The sequence below is a fragment of the Arthrobacter gyeryongensis genome (assembly GCF_039543785.1).
Taxonomy (GTDB): domain Bacteria; phylum Actinomycetota; class Actinomycetes; order Actinomycetales; family Micrococcaceae; genus Arthrobacter; species Arthrobacter gyeryongensis.
The window spans coordinates 103219-121109 of the sequence record NZ_BAABKK010000032.1 but is presented as its reverse complement, the minus strand read 5'-3'; the positions used below and the strand labels follow the sequence as shown (position 1 = coordinate 121109).

The window sequence follows — 17891 nt, the reverse complement described above, 5'->3', positions numbered from 1 at the left end:
ACCCCATGCAAGTTCTATCTGCCATGCCCGCGTTCCTTGATCCCACCACGCTCCTCCAGGGCTTGGGCCCTGCGGCGCTGGGCGTCGTGGCGTTGATCGTCTTTATCGAATCCGGTCTCCTTTTCCCGTTCCTGCCCGGGGACTCTTTGCTATTCACTACCGGCCTGCTTCACCAGCAACTGCAGCTCGAATTGCCGGTGTTGATCGCCGTCGTTTCCGCCGCTGCAATCGCCGGAGACCAGATCGGCTACATGCTCGGACGCAAGTTCGGGCGGCGCTGGTTCAAGGATGATGCCAGGGTCTTGAAGACCGCGCACCTGGATACGGCAGAGGAATTCTTCAAGCGCCGCGGCGGCCCCGCGATCGTCCTGGCCCGCTTTGTCCCCATTGTTCGGACATTTGCGCCGCTGAGCGCGGGCATCGCCCGCTACAACTACAAATCCTTTACCCTGTGGAACATCGCCGGCGCCGTGATTTGGGGAACCTCCGTGACCCTCCTGGGCTCCTGGTTGGGACACTACGAGTTCATCGCAAACAACATTGACGCCATTGCCGTGATCATGGTTTTGGTCTCCGTCCTGCCGTGGGGAGCCGAGTTCCTCAAAAAGCGGCGCAAGGCCAAGGTGGACGCCACGAACGGACACGCCGGGGAAGAATAGACAGCATGACAACAGCTGAGCGGCCGTCCCTCCTCCTCGTCGAAGACGACGCCGCCCTGGGACCGCTCATCAGCGAACTCCTGGAGCCGGACTTCTCCGTTCACCTGGCCGTCAATGGGCGTGACGGCCTCCACCTCGGCTTGACCCGGAGTTGGGATGCGATGGTCATTGACAGGGGGCTGCCCATCATGGACGGCATCGCCTTGATCAAAGCCCTTCGGGCCAAGGGGATCGCCACCCCGATCCTCATCCTGACGGCGCTCGGTGCCACCGATGAGAAGATCCGGGGCCTCGACGCCGGGGCGAACGACTACATGAGCAAACCGTTCGACGCCATGGAGCTGGCCGCCCGCTTGCGAGCCCTCACCCGGACATACGCCCAGCCGCCCACGACTCTGGGAATCGGGGATTGGGAGCTCGACGCCGCTGCCCGCTCCATGCGCTCCGTGTACGGTTCCGTGGTCACCCTGACAGCGAAGGAGGCCGGGCTCCTCGAAATCCTGGCCGGCGAACCCGAGCGTGTGTTTACCCGTGAAGACCTCATCAGCACTTTGTTCCACCCCACGGACCAGCCGGGCGTGATCGACACCTACGTCCACCACCTGCGCCGTAAGATCTCCAAAACGGTGATCCGGACGGTCCACGGCCTCGGATACCAGATCGGCGACCCCCATGACTGAGAACGACACCCATGACTGAGAACCCGGACCAGGCGACGCTCCGCAAAGCCTCCCTGAAGATCGCAGTGCGGATCAGCGCGGCATGCGCGGTTTTGGTTCTTTGCCTGCTTGCGGCCGCCGCGATCTACCTCTTCAACCAGGCGCAGCATCCAACGCTGCCGGGACCAGGCGAAACCGACTCCGTCTACGCATATCTGGACACAAAGGACCTCCTGAAGGCCATGATCGTTGCCGGCATTGCGGGGATCCTCCTCGCCGGTGCCATCGGCTGGCTCAGCGCGCGGAGCGCCATCAGGCCCCTTGGTGAAGCGCTTGCCCTGCAGCGACGTTTCGTTCAGGACGCCAGCCACGAATTGCGCACGCCCCTCGCCATCCTCGATGCGCGGGTCCAGCTCGCCCAGCGCGATGCCCCCGCGGACTCAAAAACGGGGGAAGCGCTCGCCCGCATCCGCAATGACACAGCTACCCTCACCGGCATCGTCAACGAATTACTTGTCGCAGCCACCGGCTCGCCCCCGGGCGCCGCCGCAGAGCCGAGCGACCTCGCCAAGGTGGCGGGCGCCGTCGTCGAGAGCTTGCAACAGCTCGCGGGGGAGAAGAACGTCCGCGTCACCCTGACGGAAAAGGACCGCCCCTTCGCGCTCATTGACAGCAATGGCTTCCGCCGTGCCCTCCTTGCCCTGGCCGACAACGCGCTGGCACACACCCCAGCTGGCGGCCAGGTGGGGATCACGACGGCGGTGCTCGGCAACCGCGCGGTGGTCACCGTCTCCGATTCCGGGGCCGGGATCAAGGGAGTTGACCAGACACGGATCTTCGACCGCTTCGTGAGGACACACAGCCCCGAGGGCGCACGTGGCCAGCGCAGCTTCGGAATCGGATTGGCGTTGGTCCGTGAAATCATCACCGGGGCCCGCGGCACTGTGGAGGTTGAGCGCAGTGGTCCGAGGGGAACGGTCATGAGGATCACGCTGCCGCTTGCCCGGAAGGACACGGCGCCGAATGACACGGCGCCGAATGACACGGCGCCAGGCTCGGCATAGCTTTCTTAGGCGAGCCGCAGGTCGGCGACGCGGGCGAATTTGAGCACTTTGGCGTGGAGGCGTAGCCTGCGGCGGTGGTGCCTGGAACGCGCAGGTTGAATTTCCGGCTCGTGGGTCCCGGGTAAGGGTGGGGCTGTTGATCGGTAGTGGTGTCCGCTGGGGGTGCGGATGTCGAGGACATGCCGTGTCCCGGGACTTGTTGTTGCTGTCCGGGTTTGTGTTGTCCAGCCGGGGAGTTCTTTGGTGTGGTTGCACGCTTCGCACAGGCCGGCGCCGTTGGCCAGGCTCGTCGTGCCGCCATGGTGCCAGGGGACGATGTGGTCGAAATGCCTGATCGGCGCGTCGCAGTAAGGTGTCCGGCAGGTGTCGTCGCGGGCCTGGATGAAGCGCCGCAGCCCTGCAGGGAAGAGCCGCGCCCGGGAATCGACGGCGACAAGCTCCCCGGTCCCGGGGGCGGTGAAGAGACGCCGGAGCCAGAGCTTGAGCTCCTGGGTCTTCCCACGCTGGCCGGGTTCGGCTTGGCCGGGCTGTTTTTCTCCGTCTTGGCTACCTTCGGCTTGGTTCTGGTTCTGGTTCCCGGCCAGGAGTTCCCTGGCCCAACCCGCGGGCACGATGCCGTAGCCGGGCAGGCGTGCCGGTTCGGCATCGCCCTGGAACAGGGTGCGGTCGGTCATGACGAGCTGCACCTCGACCCCGCTGATCCCTCCTGGGGTGCCGGTGGTGCGTTCGACCAGGGCATCGGCCATGAGCTGTCCTCGGCTGCGGGCGTCCCCGCCGGAGCGCAGCGAGTCTGCATGCCGGGACAGGGCCGCGTGCACGGCCACGCCCTGCGCGACGGGAAGAAGCGCGGTCAGATAGGTCATGGTGTCCGGTGCCGGGCGCAGGCTGACATGCCGCTCCGTGGCGGCGTGGCTGGCACGTTGGGTGACGGAGCGGGGGTCCCGCCGGTAGGCAGCGGCCCGCGCCGCGGCGATGATTGCCTTGTCTCCGGCGCCGTCGAAGGCCCCGGTGTCGGCGGCGAGTTCCTCGTCCACCGCGCAGCGGTCCTCGGCGGACAGGCAGGCTGTTTCCTTCACCAACAGCGTCGCCCGCCATTCGTTCAACCGTCCCGATTCCAAGGCGGCCAGGGTGCGCGGCATCTCGCTCACGAGCGCCTTGGCCAGGCCGTGGAGCCGGGATCCCCGGGCCGGTGACTCCCGCCGGGCCAACGCGATTTGGGCTCCGACCCCGCGTCCCTGTTCCTCGGCCGGGACACCGGCCGCCGCGTCGGCGCTGCGCTGGGCGGCATCGAACGCGACGGCGATCCGGGCCCGTGCAGCCGCGGCCGCGGACTTCAGATCCTCCAGGGCACGCAACTGGTTTATCAGTTCAGCACGGTCGGCGAGGTCGGTGCCGCCGACCAGCGCAAAGGCAGCGGCCGGGCGAAGCGATCTCACGGCATCGATCAATTCCCGTGCCCAGGCACTTGACACCGGAGCATCCAGGACCGCGCCGCCCGACGGCGCGCTTGATCCGATCAGCTGTGTTCCCCGGTTCCCGGCCATAACCAAAGCATCGCAGAGGGGTCTGACATTATTAGGTCGAAGATCACCTGCCCGCCGAAAAACCCGGAAATCGGCAGAACTTTTTTATAGCGGCCCGCTCCCGCCCAGCTCTGGCGTGCGTCGCCGAAGCAGACGAGAATGGCCTCGTGGTTCACCCTCGCCAAGGCGGGGCCGTCGTCCCGATGAACCCCGCCGCCCGAAAGATCCAAAGTGTCTACCTCACGTTGACCCTCGGCAATACCCTTGCGGCCTCGTTCATTTGGGGGATCAATACCCTCTTCCTTTTGGATGCCGGACTCAGCAACCTTGAGGCCTTTGCCGCTAACGCCTTCTTCACTGCCGGAATGGTGGTCTTCGAGGTGCCTACCGGAGTGGTGGCTGACGGTTGGGGGCGCCGGATTTCGTTCCTGCTTGGCACGGTGACACTGGCCGGGTCCACCTACCTCTACTATCTGCTTTGGCAGCTTTCCGCCCCGTTCTTGTGGTGGGCCGTGGTGTCGGTATTGCTCGGCCTGGGCTTCACCTTCTTCTCGGGTGCGGTGGAGGCCTGGCTCGTCGACGCGCTGCGCTTCACTGGATATGAGGGTGGCTTGGAGACGGTGCTCGGGCGCGGACAGATGGTGTCGGGTGCCGCCATGCTTGCGGGCTCAGTGGCTGGCGGGGTGATCGCGCAGGCCACCAACCTGGGAGTGCCGTTCCTGATTCGCGTGGGCGTGCTCCTCGCGATGTTCGTCGTGGCGTTCTTGCTCATGCGCGACGTCGGGTTCACCCCCGAACGCTCGGCCCATCCACTCAAGGCGACCCGCGCTGTCCTCGACGCCTCGATCGAGAACGGTTTGAAAAATCCACCCGTACGGTACGTGATGCTGGCGGCGCCGTTCAGCGCCGGCGTCGGGATCTATGTGTTCTATGCCCTGCAGCCGTACCTGCTTCAGCTCTTCGGCGACCGGCACGCGTACTCCGTGGCCGGGCTGGCCGCGGCCATCGTGGCCGGAGCGCAGGTGTTGGGCGGGTGGCTTGCGCCGCGTATCCGGCGCCTCGTTCGCAAACGCACTACGGTGTTGATTCTGAGTGGAGTGGTGAGCGCGTCGATTCTGGTGGTGCTCGGGTTCACGAATGTCTTCTGGGTGGCCCTGGCCTTGTTGACGCTCTGGGCCATGGTCGACTCGGCGGCCACACCGGTACGGCAGGCCTACGTGAACGACATGATCCCGTCGAAGCAGCGGGCAACCGTGCTTAGCTTCGACTCGCTGATGGGATCAAGCGGTGGAGTGGTGGTGCAGCCGCTGCTCGGCCGGGCCGCCGATGTGTACGGCTACTCCGCCTCATTGGCGATCAGCGGCGTTATCGAGTTGATCGCGTTGCCGTTCCTGTTGGCGAGTCGTAGGCAGGGCTCTTTGGCCGATCAAGCCAACGCATCGATCGCTCCATCCGACGCGGAACCCCGGCAGTTGTAGGAATCGGCCTACGGAAGCCGTGAAGCCCGGAGAAGCGTGGCTTTGCCGGCCTTGCCGGGGTCAAGCGGTACAGGGCTAATTAGCACAGCTGGGCCACGATGCAGAGTGCCATCCGAAAGCGGTTGGCAGCGCATTCCGCCCCGGCCGCGCATGGCGGCATGTGCGCCTGGAGCGAGGACCTGGTCCATCCACGCACAGGGGTGCGCCGGCCGGCCGCCACGGAACCGCACGAGGCCGCCCCGCGATTCCAGGGCGAATTCTTCGCCCAGCAGGGGAGCCAGTTGGGCTCCCCTGAGGACCACATTGCGGCGCGTGAGGAGCGGGTCAAAAAGTGCGACCCCCAGCTCAGCAGCCATCGCTTCGAGCGACTCGATGGCCATCAGGGTGACCGCTGCATCCATGTGCGCTGCCTTGCCGAAGAACCGGTCACCGACGATGCCCTTGCCGCTCACGACGTCGACCTGCTCGGCATCCGTGGTGGGCACCTCGGCGGCACCATCACGTGTGCGGCCGAAGTAGGCGTGGCCGGATGACACGAGAAGATGCAGTATCTCCACGTCGTACCTGTAGCTTGCGGTCATGCCATAAGGCTATGCCTGTCCCGGAGTCAGTAACCCCGGGCGCTCTAGGCTCAACCTTGAAAGCTAGTTCTTACGGCGTTGGAAATCAGCGAACGCTCCGATGCCGGTTCCCACAAGGGCGATGCCGGCAAGTATTGCCCACCATAGCTGCATGCTTCCGGCAGCCTTTATGAATAACAGGACTGCTACTAGCGCAAATAGAACCAGGGAAATGGGAATGTCACGAGTACGTTTAGGAGTCAAAACATGCTTCCTTGATCGAGGAGATGCCTAGAATCTTGCCGGCAAGACCGCCGCCGGACAAGAATCACCTTTCAGAGAGAGACAGGCGCTTCACGATCAAATTATGCATGTGGGGCAAATGAGGGCAATAGTTTTTATAAACAGGTTAGAGGAATCTTTTTAGATATTCTAAGGTAGAATTAGTGGACCACTTTTCTGTCGTATGTATTAACACTTTGATCCATAGTCGGTCGCAATTAAAGTCGCCAAGCTGACCCACAAAGGTGACCGAGGCGGCCCTTGACCGCCTCGGTCGGCCTCCTAGGCATGAACGGTTGTCGTCAGGCCTGCAGCGTCAAAAGGGTTCGATCCACTCAGCTCCAGAACTCGGAGAGCCGCCCGGCAAGGGCTCTGCCTTGCTCGTAACCGGCCTGCGCCGCGGGCGGACGCAGTGACAGATCCATGGCATTGGCGCCGAACATGTGCTCGGAGTCGCCGTCCGGGAAGATCGTTTCGACTCGGCTTCCACCTGCGCGTAGTTCGTCGACCTGCGTCGCCAGATGCGTGCCCCACTCCAGCGGTTGCAATGATCTGCCTCCGAAAGGGGAGAGCACCAGAACCCGTCCGTATCCGGCTGCCAGATCGGCGTTCTCGGCGTTGGAGCGGTAACCGCCGTCGAGGTACCGCTTGTCTCCGATCCTGTAAGGCAAGCCGCTGGAACAGCTGGCGGCGATGGCGTCCACCAAGTCGACTCCGCTACGGCGGTCGAACGTGACCGGTTCTCCGGTACGGGCATCGACCGCCGTGATGAACACCGTTCGTTCCGGCCAGTGCTGGTTGGGTAGCCGGGTGGCGACGGTACTGCGCCATTGTGTTGACCAGGAGCCATCCGACGCCGCATCCATCTCGAGCGCCGCCGCGCCCAGTCGCCGGCGCATGTCAGCCACATCCTGAGCATCGGCGATGATCTTGTTGATCCGCTCCAGGTGGTTCACCACTGGCCTGGCCGGTGCGCGTCCCGGTCCGGACCCGGCCGGAGCGGGACGTTGCTTTGGGACAGCGTCAAGGATGTTGGCGAACAGCTCGGTTGGGGTCGCGCCAGCTATCTGGGCCGCGGCCGTCGATCCAGCTGACGTGCCGACGGTCAGATCGGCGGCAGACACGTCCAGCCCGGCATCGAAGAGGCCAGCGAGGACGCCGATCAGCCAGGCATTGCCTGTCGATCCGCCGCCGCCGAGGACCAACGCCCGCTCGCGGGAGTTCAGAGGTAAAGAAGGTGTTGTGTTCATGGGAGTCGCCTTTCGCGAATTGCCTGTTTGGCGCTCCCGGTGGCGACTAAGTCAGTCGCGCGATCGTGGACTGCAGGGGAGCACCCATTACGGATACTGCGTTCATGGGACTCACCTCCTGCTGATGGATCACGATCGCCGCAACGCTAGCACGCCCGCTTGCGGTGCGCAATCGTCGGCACGTCAGTTCCAATGAATCCATAGCAGGCCGCTTTCCCGAAATCTCACTGTTCGACGTAACCTTTTGGCCCGTCGCGGACAATACAGTGCATGGGGAACGTTGAATCGGAGGATCGGTCGCTCTGGGCGGAAAGCTTACAGGGCAACGGCGACGCTTTTGGGAAATTGTTCGACCGATACCGTGAGAGAGTCTTCCGTCACGCCTATCGGCTGACCGCCGACCGTCACGATGCTGAAGACGTTCTTGCCGCAGCGTTCCTGGAATTGTGGCGGAAGAGGCACCGGGTGCGCATCGTCGATGGTTCGGTTCTTCCATGGCTGCTTGTGACCACTACCAACGCGGCCAGGAACACGGCGAGATCTACCGCCCGGTACCGGAAGCTCTTGGCGTCAATCGAGCGAACACCGGAGCCCGCTGAGTCCAGTGAGTCGGCGTACTTGCAGAAGACCATCTCCGGGGATGCAGCCAAAGCCTTGGGAACGCTGGGCAAAGTCGATTTGCAACTGGTCAGTCTGGTGATTTTAGAGGGGTATTCGGTTGTTGCCGCTGCAGGGATCCTCAAAATGACTCCTGGGACAGCCAAAGTTCGGATGCACCGGGCGCGTCAGCGGATGAAAAGTGCGATTACCGGACCAGCTGATGCGAAATCCATTCCAGCCTTCGAAGGAGGCAAACGATGAACGGACTCCCTCTCGACGAAGCGTTCAGCAAAGCATTGCGTGCAGAACTGGTTTGCCGAGCGCAGACTGCATCCCCCGTCCGCTCGCGGAAACGAACGCGGCGGCTGTGGATCGGGGGAGTAGCGTTGGCTGGCGCAGGAGTCCTGGGCGGCGTCGGTGCTGCGGCCGCCGGATTCCTCACCATTCCCGGCGGAGACCGCATCACCACACTCGCCCCTGCCGTGACCGAAACGCACACCGGAACGGCATCCGTGACACTTGGCGTTCCACCGGTCGGAGCCAATGCAGTTGGGCTGGAACTAACCTGCCTGACGCCGGGAAGATTTGAATACGACGACGGAGCAAGCAGCACTTGTACGGCCCCCGACGTCGGAACAAGCGCCAGCTGGTCCGGCTACACGATCAAGCTCCTTCCCGGCCAACGCAGCGTGACGATCAAGACAGATCCGGCAAACAGCTGGCGCCTCACAGCCAAATACATTAAGCGGGAAGCAACAGCGTGGGGCGTGAACCTTGGCGGGAATACCTTGGGTGCGGAGAACCAGAACGGCAGTCCTGACCTTGTTGCCGTGATGGCAAGCAATGGTCAGTCCGGGTACGCCTACAAAACGGACCTCGACGAAGCCGACGGGACGGCGGCCATGAAGACCTTCAAGAGCCCGGAGGATGCACTCGCCTGGCAAGCGGCCCGACGGGGAAAGTCATTTGCCGTACCTGTTTACGAGTCCGACGGCAAGACCATCATCGGGGAGTTCGTGATCAAGTGAAGGCACCATCGGGTCCCATGGTGGCGTCGGCATTAGGCGGATTCCTAACCCTCCACAGGGAACGCCACGCCTTCGCCCACCACGCGGAGGCACAGTTCAGTGCCTGGCCTGGTGATGGAAGCGTTCCAGTGGCGGATGGTAATGACTTCGCCACCTCCCGGGTAGGTCCGGGCTGCACCCTCAGTGGCAACGCGCGGAGCGAGCTTGATCCGCACTGTGGTCTCGGGGCCGAAGTAGTCGGTATCGACCACCACTCCGCGGATGGGACCGTCGGGGGCAATCCGGATCTGCTCCGGGCGGAGCATCAATTGGACGAGGCCTTGTGCCGGGGGACGGCGCACGGGTATGCCGCCCAGGGAACACGTGGCCAGGGAGCCCTCCATCCAAGCGTCCAGGATGACGGCATCACCGAGGAACTCGGCCGTCGCCCGGTCGGCGGGACGAGTGTAGACAACGAACGGATTGCCGATCTGCGCCAGTTTCCCGCCGCGCATGATCGCCACTTGATCCGCGAAGGACAAGGCCTCGGCTTGATCGTGCGTCACCAGGATGGTGGTGACTCCGGCTTCGTTCAGGACCTTCGCCACGGCGCGCCGCGTGGCTACGCGGAGGCCGGCGTCGAGCGCTGAGAACGGCTCGTCGAGCAGCATGAGTTGCGGTTCGCGGGCCAGGGCGCGGGCGAGTGCCACCCGTTGCTGCTGGCCGCCTGAGAGCTGGTGTGGTCGCCGCTTTGCCATGTCCGCATCGAGGGAAACCATCTCGAGCAGCTCCTGGACGCGGGTCTTCACGGCGCGGCGGCCGCCGTCGAGCGCTGACTTGTCCAGCCCGAATGCGATGTTCTGCCCCACCGTGAGGTGCGGGAAAAGCGCGCCGTCCTGGGCAACATAGCCGACGTGCCGCTTGTGGGCAGGTACCCAGATCCCGTTTCCGGCTACCTTGTTTCCGTTGAGGCTGATGGAACCGGTGTCCGGGTGTTCAAAGCCGGCGATGAGGCGCAATAGTGTGGTCTTGCCGGAACCGGAGGGACCGACGATGGCGGTTGTTCCGCCCCTGGCCACCGAGAGGTTCACGCCCTTCAGCACGGCCTGCGAGCCGAAGTTCTTGGTGACCTCGGCGATGTCCAGATGTGTGTTGGTGGTGGGAGCCACCGAAGCCGCTACGCGGGGTGACGGAAGCCTTGAGGGGGATTGTTCGGTCACTGTCCGGCTACTTTCTTGGACTGTTGGAAAAGCAAGTACGTCATGGGGGCAGACAACAGGATCATGAGCAGGGCGTAGGGTGCCGCGCCCGAATAGTCGATCTCGCTGCTCTTGCTCCAGAATTCGGTGGCCAGGGTGTGCGTGCCGTTGGGGGAGAGCAGCAGTGTTGCCGTCAGCTCGTTGACGATGGCGAGGAACACCAGCGCTGCCCCGCCGGCGGCGGCCGGAGCTGTGAGGCGCAGCGTCACCTTCAGGAAGGACACCAGTGGGGCCTTGCCGAGCGATTGCGCGGCCTCGTCGAGTTCCTTGGGAGCCTGGGCCAGTCCGGAGCGGATGTTGACCAGGGCCCGCGGCAGGAACAACAGTACGTAGGCGGCAATCAGGACCCCGGACGTCTGGTACACGCCTGGAACCATGCGGATGCTCACGGTCACGAAGGCGAGGCCCACCACGATGCCGGGAAGGGAGCTGGTGACGTAATTGGAGAGTTCAAGCATCTTGCTGAACCAGCTGGGGTGCCGCACGGCCAGATAGGCCATGGGGAAGCCGACGACGATTGTCGCCGCGGCGCCTACGGTGCCATAAGCGAGGGTCTGGAGCAGTGCCGGAAGGAATTCGTCGGCTGACCAGACGCGGGCGCCACCGGCCACCACCCAGCGCAGGACAAAAAAGATCGGCAATCCGAAGGCCAATACGGTGAGGGCGAGCAGCGCGAGCTGGGACGGAAGCTGATAGTGGTGCAGGGGAAGCTTGGTTGGCTTGGCCTGGGCGCCGGAACCGATGCGGGCGTAGCGTGCGTTACCGCGGCTCCTGACTTCGGCCAGGAGCAGGATGAGGCAGAAGAACACCAGGACGCTTGCCAACATGTTTCCGGCCGTGCCGTTGAACGTGGATTGGAACTGGGTCATGATCGCGGTGGTGAACGTGTCGAAGCGGATCATCGCGAACGCGCCGTATTCGGCCAGCAGGTGCAGCGACACCAGGAGTGCGCCACCCGTCATGGCGATCCGCAGTTGTGGCAGGACAACCCGGAAGAAGATGGCCCATGGTCCCAAACCGAGGGAGGCCGCGGACTGCTCAATCGCGGGGTCGAGACGCCCCAGCGTCGCCGCCGCGGGAATGTAGACGAGGGGGAAATAGGACAGGGTGGCGATAAGTACGCCGGACCAGATGCCCTCCAGCGAGGGGACTGCGGTCACCCATGCATAGCTGTTGACGAACGCCGGGATGGCCAGTGGGGCTGCGAGTGCCACGGCCCACCAGCGATGCCCCCGCAGCTTGGTCCGCTCCACGAGCCACGCGCCACCGACTCCCAATACCAGGCAGATGGGGACCGTGAAGACCACCAGCATGACGGTGTTGAGGAGCAGTTCGCCAACGCGGGGCCGGACGATGAGCGCGACGGCGGTGTCCCACCCGGTCGCGGCCGTCATGTAAGCGACGTACCCGAGCGGGATGAGCGAAAACAGCGCGATCAGCACGGCCAGGAGGGATATTGCAGAAACGCCGAAAGGCGGGCGGGGGCGCTTGCCCCTGCCCGCCGTCGTCGTGCTCGCCGAAGCCCCGGGAATTTCCGGGGAGATGCGGGCCGATAGATCAGTGGTCACAGAATTACAGCAGTCCTGCCTTGGTCATCAGGTCGGTGACCTTTGCGGAGTTCAATTTGGCCGGATCCACGGTGGGAGCTTGCAGATCCTTGATGGGAACGAGTTTAGCGTTCGAGTCCACGTTGGAGGCGATGGCGTATTCGTAGGAGGTACCGTTCTTGAGGAGTTCCTGGCCCTGCTTGCCGGTGATGAACTTGATGAAGGCCTGGGCAGCTGCGGAGTTCTTGGAGGATTTCAGCACGCCGCCGCCTGAGACGGACAGGAAGGCGCCCGGGTCCTGGTTCTTGAAGAAGTACGGCGTGACCTTGTTGGAGTTCTCGCCGGTTTTGGCCTGGTCGCCGTAATAGTAATAGTGGTAGATCAACGCGGCGTCGACTTCGCCGGCGTTGACTGCCTTCATGGCGGTGCTGTTGCCCTTGTATGCCTTGAAGTTGTCCTTCATGCCCTTGAGCCACTCCGTGGTGGCGGCCTCGCCCTTCTGCTCGAGGAGGGCCGCAACGATGGCCTGGAAGTCAGCGCCAGACGGCGAAGCGGCCCACCGGCCCTTCCACTCCGGCTTGGCCAGGTCCAGCATGGACTTGGGCAGCTTGTCGTCGCTGATCTTGGTCTTGTCGTACACCAGGACGGTGGAGCGGGCGGCGATGCCGGTCCACTTGTTGGTGGACGGGCGGTACGCGGCCGGGACCTGGTCCACGGTGGCCTTGTCGATGTCCGCGAAGAGGCCGGCGTTCTCAACCTGGGCCATGGCCGGGGAGTTCTCCGTCAGGAAGACGTCGGCCGGGGATGCCGCGCCTTCTTGGATGATCTGGTTGGAGAGCTCGGTGTCGGAACCCTGGCGGACGGTGACCTTGACGCCGGTCTCTTTGGTGAACGCGTCTACCCATTCCTTGGTCAGGGTGTCGTGCTGGGCGTTGTAGACGGTGATTTCGCCGACCACTTTAGTGGAAGTAGCAGCGTCGGCGGAAGCCGAGCCGGTGGCGGCGGAGGAGGCGGTGCCGTTGCCGCAGGCGGCCAGGCTGAGGGCTGCAGTGGCGGCGAGTGCGATGCCGGCCAGCGCATTTGCGCGAATCTTCATGAGGGCTACTTTCTGCGAGCAAATCCAAGGGAGCCCGGGGAAGGAACTGCGGGCTCACAGCTTGAAACTTTAGGTTAGCCATACCTAAATTTCCATTCAGAATGACCCATCGTGACCGGAATCACATGTATTACGCAAGATTTACATGACCTAATGCGCGGAAGCGGCGTGTCGTCGTTTGAGCGAGTGCCTTGCTGCAGTCGATAAGCTGGCTCCATGCCCGGTCTCGCCGAATTCCTGCCGACCTTCCTCGGCGTCGGCGTCCTGATGGCAGCCACTTTGGCACTGCTCTTGGTGTTCCGGACCCCGCACCCTTTCGCGCCTGCACTAGCCATCCTCCGCGGAGCCTTCCAGCTCGCCGCGATCAGCTTTGTTCTGGGCGGTGTAATCACCAGCCCGCTATGGGTGGCCGTCGCACTTCTTGTGATGTTCGCAGTAGCGGCGATGAGTGCCACGCGACGCATTGGCTGGAGCCTGCCACATTTGGGCCTGGTCAGCGGCTCCATGGCCGCGGGCATCGGAATAACCCTCGCCGTTATTTTCGCGACGGGAGCCATCGCGTTCACTCCCCGCTACGCGCTCGCGATCGGCGGGATCGTCATTGGCAACGGCATGACCATCGCAGTCCTGGCCGGCCGGCGCTTCAAGGAATCCGTTTACGAGCACTGGGAGGAAGTTGAGGGTTGGCTCGCGCTCGGCGCCACCCCGAGGCAGGCAACCCTTGATCTTGCCCGCCGGACCGTCTATTCGGCCCTGATCCCGTCAACCGATCAAACCAAGACGACAGGACTTGTCACCCTGCCCGGTGCCTTCGTCGGGGCCATCTTTGGTGGGGTTTCTCCCTTTGAGGCAGGACGCTTCCAGATAGTGGTGCTCGCCGCGATCATGGCGGCAGGTTCCATCACCGCCGTGATGATCATCGGAATCCTCGCGCCGGTACGTGTGCGTCCAGCGACGCTGCGCTGACACTGCCTAACGGGAGCGAGCCGCCGGCCGACAGTAGGAACTGAAGCGCACTCCTACAAGCGCCTCCCTACCTAAAGCAGAAACGGCCCATGATCGTTGTCACCCGCCTGAACGGCACCCGCTTTGCCGTGAATCCGGACATCATTGAACGGATCCACGAAAGCCCGGACACCCATATGGTGACCCTCGACGGCGCTACGTACGTTGTGCGGGAAAGCCTCGCGGACGTCGTGGAACTGATCGCGAACTACCGGGCCTATATTCTTCGGCGGGCACAGGATCTCCCCACCGTGACGGGCTATCCCTTGAGCCTCGTGCGCACGCCGGACCCGGACGGAAAGTAAGCCATGGATCCCTCGACAATAATCGGGCTGTTCCTGGCCTTCGGCTCGGTGGTCGCCATGGTGACCCTCGAAGACGCCAACCTCATGGCCCTCCTGCTTCCCGCGCCCATGGTCCTGGTTTTCGGTGCCACCCTGGCCGTAGGCCTGGCCGGGAACACGTTCCGGGACACCGTGCGGGCGTTCAGGGACCTCCCCAAAGCGTTCAAGGGAAAGACGGACAAGCCGCAGGACAGCATCGACCAGCTGATCGGCTTTGCCGAGAAGGCGCGGAGCGAAGGTCTTCTCTCGCTTGAAGAGGCGGCTGTGGACGAGAAAGATCCCTTCCTGGCCCGCGCCCTCCAAAATATCGCCGACGGTACGGATGCCGAAGAACTGCGCATCCTCATGGAAGACGAGATCGACTCCAAGATGCGCAGCGACCACGTCTCTGCCAAATTCTTCGCCAGCCTGGGCGGCTACGCGCCGACCATCGGCATTATCGGCACTGTGGTATCCCTGACCCACGTCCTTGAAAACCTCTCCTCACCCGATCATCTGGGACCAATGATCGCCTCCGCTTTCGTGGCTACCCTCTGGGGTTTGTTGTCCGCGAACTTCATTTGGCTGCCGTTCGCCTCGCGGCTCAAGCGACTCTCCGAGCTCGAAATCGAGCGGATGACCCTCCTGATGGAGGGGATCCTGGCGGTGCAAAACGGGACCCAGCCCCTCCTGCTCGCCGAACGGCTCCGTGCCATGGTTCCCGCAGACAGGCTCGGCAAGGCGAAAACCGCAAAGAAAAGCGACGACGACGAAGCCCGCCCCGGCAAATTCGCTTCGTCCAAGGCCGCATGAGGTCCCGGCGCCGCCGCGGTTCTCCTCCGGCGGAAGAACACGTCGACGAACGCTGGATGGCTTCCTACATGGACATGGTCACGGTGCTCATGTGTATGTTCATCGTGCTCTTCGCAATGTCCACAGTGGACCAGGCCAAATTCGACAAGCTCCGCAATTCGCTGGCCACGGGTTTCGGCACGGTGGCCAGCCAAAAAGTGGACACCGCCACCGGGACCGTCGTTCCGCCGGAATACACAAGCGCCGACGCCCAGGGATTCTCCAACCTGGACTTGGCGCTCAAGGAAGCTGACCGGCTCACCGCCTTGCGCGACGAGATGAAGTCAAAGCTCGACGCCGCGGGGCTGGGTGCCAATGTGCAGTTCCAGATCAGCGAACGCGGGCTCACGGTGAAACTCGTAGGATCGCAGACCTTCTTCGAACCCGACCGGCCGGAACTCACGCCCCGCGCCAGCCAGGTCCTTGGCATGATTGCACCTCCCATGGCCAAGGCGGCCCTTGAAGTCATGGTGGAAGGCCACGCCGCCAACGGGGTCACCTCGTACCCCTCCACGTGGGAGCTCTCTTCCGCCCGCTCCGTCAACGTCCTGAGGTACCTCGTCGACCATGGGGGCATTTCGGCGGGGCACATCGGCGCCGTCGCGTTCGGATCCGCCCGGCAGGTCAACGACGATTCCACCGAGGCGCTGATGGAACTCAACCGCAGGGTCGACGTCGTCGTCCTCTCGGATAAACCCGAAGTGGTCCGTGCGCTGATCCCCGAGGCACTCAAGGCGAGGGCGGGCGGCCAATAGGGCGGCCGGCTTGTCGCGGCAGGTGACGGGGCGGCGTCGGGATCCGTGGAAATGACCAGCGCGCCGAGGTACGCTCGTGGCATGACCCCGGAAGACATCGCCAGGCTCACGTACTTGCGCAAGGCCCGCGACTTGATCGACCGCGAGTACGCCAAGCCTCTTGACGTGCCGACCATGGCCAGTCATGCGTTCATGTCACCGGCGCACTTCTCGCGGCAGTTCCGGGCCGCTTATGGAGAGACCCCTTACAACTACCTCATGACCCGCCGGATCGAGCGCGCAATGGCGCTCCTGCGCGGCGGAATGAGTGTGACCGACGCATGCATGGAGGTCGGTTGTACGTCGCTTGGCTCATTCAGCTCGCGTTTCACTGAACTCGTGGGGGTGCCCCCGAGCACTTACCGCGCCCGCGAACACCTGGCCGTGGCTGCCATGCCTGCGTGCGTGGCGAAGATCCGCACGCGGCCCAGCCGGAACGAAGCGAGCAAGCGCCGGGAAGCGCTTGCAGTCGCCGGGGGACTGACTAGCTGAAGTCGTAGCCGGCTACATACGGCAGAGGTCCCGCCCCGATGGGGCGGGACCTCTGCTGTGTCCGGACGCCTATTAGCGGGGACCACTGGAAATACGGTCGCATTTGATTTGCGGAAGATACATGCCGTCATAACCGCATTTGAGGATTATTCTGAAGCCATGCCAAATATTCGAGTATCTGAAGCAGCCCGGTTCCTTGGCGTCAGTGACGACACCGTCCGGCGCTGGACCGAGAACGGCATCCTGACCCCGGTCAAGGATGATTCCGGGCGGCTGGCCGTGGATGGGCTGGAACTTGCCCACGTTGCGCGGGACCAGGCCCAACTGCCCGAGGATCCTACCCGGGTGGGCCGTTCGGCACGCAACCGCTTCGTCGGCCTGGTCACCGGCATCACGGCCGACAAGGTCATGGCACAGGTGGAACTGCAATGTGGTCCCTTCCGTGTCGTCTCCCTCATGAGCAGCGAGGCGGTCCGCGAGCTCGGGCTCGAACTCGGCTCGGTCGCCACCGCCGTGGTCAAGGCGACCACCGTCATCATCGAAACACCCCAAGGGAAGAGCATCATATGAGGATCATCCGCAAGCCTTTCGCCGCGCTGCTCGTTGCCGGCGCCCTCGCGGCCAGCCTTGCCGGCTGCGGTTCTGGCAGTACCGCCAGCACCGCGAGCAGCGGATCCGCCAGCGCCAGCGAAACGCTTAAGCTCTCCGGCACGGTGACCGTTTACGCGGCCGCCTCGCTGAAGGCAACGTTCACCAAGCTGGCCAGCGAATTCGAGGCTGCGAACCCGGGCACCAAAGTCGCCCTGAGCTTCGCCGGGTCTTCAGACCTCGTCACACAGATCACCCAGGGCGCTCCGGCGGACGTCTTCGCCTCGGCTGACACGAAGAACATGGCCAAGCTCTCCGACGCCAAGCTGCTCGACGGAACGGCCAAGAACTTCGCAACCAACGCCCTGACCATCGCTGTCCCGCCGTCCAACCCGGCGTCGATCAGTTCCTTCGCGGACCTGGCCAAGCCAGGGGTCAAAGTGGTGGTCTGCGCGAGCCAAGTACCCTGCGGCTCCGCCGCCCAAACCATCGAAAAAGCCACCGGCACAACCCTGAAACCCGTCAGCGAAGAGTCTTCCGTCACTGACGTCCTGGGCAAGGTCGCCTCGGGGGAGGCCGACGCCGGACTCGTCTACGTCACCGACGTCAAGGGCACCGGGGACAAGGTCAAGGGAATCACTTTCCCCGAGTCGGACAAGGCCGTCAACACCTACCCGATCGGTACAGTCGGCACCAGCAAGAACAAGGATCTGGCCGCGGCTTTCATCGCGCTGGTAACGGGAAGCGAAGGCAGGAAGGTTCTCGGCGACGCCGGCTTCGGAACGCCGTAGCCGCCTGGAAAGAAACGAGCAGGATTCAAGAAGCGCCCGTCAACGCCCCGGACTAACGTCGT

19 protein-coding genes are annotated in these 17891 nt (G+C 63.7%); 13 read left to right on the top strand and 6 right to left on the bottom strand.

What is annotated here, in order from left to right; all coding sequences use genetic code 11:
• The first annotated feature begins 5 nt into the window (after positions 1-5).
• The 3 genes from ABEA18_RS21170 to ABEA18_RS21160 are packed head-to-tail and all read left to right on the top strand — an operon-like array spanning position 6 to position 2382.
• On the top strand, positions 6-659 hold the full coding sequence (locus ABEA18_RS21170) for a DedA family protein (protein WP_345452504.1): 654 nt from the start codon (positions 6-8) through the stop codon (positions 657-659).
• Positions 660-664: 5 nt separating this feature from the next.
• Positions 665-1339, top strand: a complete 675-nt coding sequence (locus tag ABEA18_RS21165; RefSeq protein WP_345452502.1) for a response regulator transcription factor — start codon at positions 665-667, stop codon at positions 1337-1339.
• Positions 1340-1350: 11 nt separating this feature from the next.
• Positions 1351-2382 carry a sensor histidine kinase gene (locus ABEA18_RS21160; RefSeq protein ID WP_345452500.1) on the top strand — a complete coding sequence of 344 codons (1032 nt, stop codon included), beginning with the start codon at positions 1351-1353 and terminating at the stop codon, positions 2380-2382.
• Positions 2383-2387: 5 nt separating this feature from the next.
• On the opposite strand, the gene ABEA18_RS21155 is transcribed toward ABEA18_RS21160, so the two are convergent.
• A complete protein-coding gene (locus tag ABEA18_RS21155; RefSeq protein WP_345452498.1) occupies positions 2388-3926 on the bottom strand; it encodes an HNH endonuclease in 1539 nt (512 codons plus the stop codon).
• Between the two features lie 182 nt (positions 3927-4108).
• Here ABEA18_RS21155 and ABEA18_RS21150 point away from each other — a divergent pair, with 182 nt between their 5' ends.
• A complete protein-coding gene (locus ABEA18_RS21150) occupies positions 4109-5383 on the top strand; it encodes an MFS transporter (RefSeq protein WP_345452664.1) in 1275 nt (424 codons plus the stop codon).
• Between the two features lie 8 nt (positions 5384-5391).
• Here ABEA18_RS21150 and ABEA18_RS21145 read toward each other — a convergent pair whose 3' ends face one another.
• Both ABEA18_RS21145 and ABEA18_RS21140 read right to left on the bottom strand, forming a co-directional pair.
• Positions 5392-5964: an MOSC domain-containing protein gene (locus ABEA18_RS21145; protein WP_345452496.1), complete on the bottom strand. Its 573-nt coding sequence runs from the start codon at positions 5962-5964 to the stop codon at positions 5392-5394.
• Between the two features lie 596 nt (positions 5965-6560).
• Positions 6561-7475, bottom strand: a complete 915-nt coding sequence (locus ABEA18_RS21140; RefSeq protein WP_345452494.1) for a patatin-like phospholipase family protein — start codon at positions 7473-7475, stop codon at positions 6561-6563.
• 270 nt (positions 7476-7745) lie between these two features.
• Between ABEA18_RS21140 and ABEA18_RS21135 the strand changes: the two genes are divergently transcribed.
• Both ABEA18_RS21135 and ABEA18_RS21130 read left to right on the top strand, forming a co-directional pair.
• A complete protein-coding gene (locus ABEA18_RS21135; RefSeq protein ID WP_345452492.1) occupies positions 7746-8336 on the top strand; it encodes an RNA polymerase sigma factor in 591 nt (196 codons plus the stop codon).
• The gene (locus tag ABEA18_RS21130; protein WP_345452490.1) at positions 8333-9103 is read left to right on the top strand and encodes a peptidase M56 family protein; all 771 of its coding nucleotides are present in this window, start codon (positions 8333-8335) and stop codon (positions 9101-9103) included. The genes ABEA18_RS21135 and ABEA18_RS21130 overlap by 4 nt, the downstream gene beginning before the upstream one ends.
• Before the next feature lie 44 nt (positions 9104-9147).
• Here the strand turns inward: ABEA18_RS21130 and ABEA18_RS21125 are convergent, their stop codons facing one another.
• From ABEA18_RS21125 to ABEA18_RS21115, 3 genes are read right to left on the bottom strand one after another with little or no spacing between them, the layout of a single operon-like run.
• On the bottom strand, positions 9148-10302 hold the full coding sequence (locus tag ABEA18_RS21125; protein WP_345452488.1) for an ABC transporter ATP-binding protein: 1155 nt from the start codon (positions 10300-10302) through the stop codon (positions 9148-9150).
• A complete protein-coding gene (locus tag ABEA18_RS21120) occupies positions 10299-11909 on the bottom strand; it encodes an ABC transporter permease (RefSeq protein WP_345452486.1) in 1611 nt (536 codons plus the stop codon). The genes ABEA18_RS21125 and ABEA18_RS21120 overlap by 4 nt, the downstream gene beginning before the upstream one ends.
• Before the next feature lie 4 nt (positions 11910-11913).
• On the bottom strand, positions 11914-12984 hold the full coding sequence (locus ABEA18_RS21115; protein ID WP_345452484.1) for an iron ABC transporter substrate-binding protein: 1071 nt from the start codon (positions 12982-12984) through the stop codon (positions 11914-11916).
• A 216-nt stretch (positions 12985-13200) separates the two neighbouring features.
• Here ABEA18_RS21115 and ABEA18_RS21110 point away from each other — a divergent pair, with 216 nt between their 5' ends.
• The 7 genes from ABEA18_RS21110 (at position 13201) to modA (ending at position 17829) form a co-directional block, all read left to right on the top strand.
• A complete protein-coding gene (locus tag ABEA18_RS21110) occupies positions 13201-13950 on the top strand; it encodes an ABC transporter permease (protein WP_345452482.1) in 750 nt (249 codons plus the stop codon).
• An 89-nt stretch (positions 13951-14039) separates the two neighbouring features.
• Positions 14040-14294 carry a flagellar FlbD family protein gene (locus ABEA18_RS21105; protein ID WP_345452480.1) on the top strand — a complete coding sequence of 85 codons (255 nt, stop codon included), beginning with the start codon at positions 14040-14042 and terminating at the stop codon, positions 14292-14294.
• A gap of 3 nt (positions 14295-14297) precedes the next feature.
• The gene (locus ABEA18_RS21100) at positions 14298-15125 is read left to right on the top strand and encodes a motility protein A (RefSeq protein ID WP_345452478.1); all 828 of its coding nucleotides are present in this window, start codon (positions 14298-14300) and stop codon (positions 15123-15125) included.
• Positions 15122-15919 (top strand): OmpA/MotB family protein, encoded by a 798-nt coding sequence (locus ABEA18_RS21095; protein WP_345452476.1) that lies wholly within the window; start codon positions 15122-15124, stop codon positions 15917-15919. The genes ABEA18_RS21100 and ABEA18_RS21095 overlap by 4 nt, the downstream gene beginning before the upstream one ends.
• 81 nt (positions 15920-16000) lie before the next feature.
• A complete protein-coding gene (locus ABEA18_RS21090) occupies positions 16001-16450 on the top strand; it encodes a helix-turn-helix transcriptional regulator (protein ID WP_345452474.1) in 450 nt (149 codons plus the stop codon).
• Positions 16451-16609: 159 nt separating this feature from the next.
• The gene (locus ABEA18_RS21085; protein WP_236815599.1) at positions 16610-17020 is read left to right on the top strand and encodes a TOBE domain-containing protein; all 411 of its coding nucleotides are present in this window, start codon (positions 16610-16612) and stop codon (positions 17018-17020) included.
• Positions 17017-17829 (top strand): molybdate ABC transporter substrate-binding protein, encoded by an 813-nt coding sequence (gene modA, locus ABEA18_RS21080; RefSeq protein ID WP_345452470.1) that lies wholly within the window; start codon positions 17017-17019, stop codon positions 17827-17829. Before ABEA18_RS21085 ends, modA begins: the two co-directional genes overlap by 4 nt.
• Positions 17830-17891 lie beyond the last annotated feature (62 nt).